This is a genomic window from Micromonospora sp. DH13, assembly GCF_020873825.1.
GTDB classification, from domain to species: Bacteria; Actinomycetota; Actinomycetes; order Mycobacteriales; family Micromonosporaceae; genus Micromonospora; species Micromonospora haikouensis.
The window spans coordinates 1-232 of sequence record NZ_JAHWGR010000145.1 but is presented as its reverse complement, the minus strand read 5'-3'; the positions used below and the strand labels follow the sequence as shown (position 1 = coordinate 232).

Genomic DNA, 232 nt, shown 5'->3' with positions numbered 1-232 from the left:
CGGTTGCCGGGGTGACGATGGTGAGCGAGTTCGACGACGGCGAACTGTGCCCGCCCGAGTCGCTGGCGCTCACGACGACGAGATACTGCGTGGCCGGCTTGAGGGTGATCGTGGCCGTGGTGACGTTTCCGACCGTCGTGGTCGGGATGACGTCGCTGAACGGCTCGGGATACATGATGGTGTAGTTGGTGATGGCGCAGCAGCCGGTGACGGAGGCGGTCCAGCTCAGGGT

General features: G+C 65.5%; 1 protein-coding gene. It reads right to left on the bottom strand.

Going from position 1 to position 232, the window contains the following annotated elements; translation table 11 throughout:
* Positions 1-232: fibronectin type III domain-containing protein (locus LPA42_RS33640; protein ID WP_228987164.1), on the bottom strand; the 232-nt coding region annotated here is incomplete at both ends.